General features: G+C 67.2%; 1 protein-coding gene. It reads right to left on the reverse strand.

Going from position 1 to position 436, the window contains the following annotated elements; all coding sequences use genetic code 11:
• Positions 1–191 precede the first annotated feature (191 nt).
• The coding region (locus ACT84W_RS08965) for a hypothetical protein (protein ID WP_444328961.1) at positions 192–436 on the reverse strand (245 nt) is incomplete at its 5' end.

Consider the following 436-nt stretch of genomic DNA (forward strand, 5'->3'; position numbering starts at 1 on the left):
CCACGTGCTCTTTGCCCGCAGCGCCGAGATGCGCAACGGCTTCTCGCGCAGCGACAACTAGTCCTGCGGGCAGCCCCCCGCGACCGTCGTCGGACGCCCATCGCAGAGACGACGAGAAAGCGCGCCCCCTCCATAAGGAAGGGGCGCGCTTATCGTTCAATCCGCAGCCGGTGCCAAGCGTCGTTCGTAGGCTACTCGGCGTCGTCCTCCTCGTCCTCGTCGGGCTTCTCGCCTGCGAGCGAGAGGCCATAGAACAGGCCGAACAGCAGGAAGAGCACGGGGATCGCCATAGCGGCAAGGAGGATCACCGCGAAGGCGGTCGCCGCGCCGGACGGCAGCACGGGAATCATGAACGGCGAGAGCATGAACGCGACGGCCGGCACGACGCCGAGGACGCGCCAAGCGATGCGCATTCCGTGGCCGAGCTTGAGGTCGA

Source organism: Paratractidigestivibacter sp. (assembly GCF_052362415.1).
In the GTDB taxonomy this organism is placed as follows: Bacteria; Actinomycetota; Coriobacteriia; order Coriobacteriales; family Atopobiaceae; genus Paratractidigestivibacter.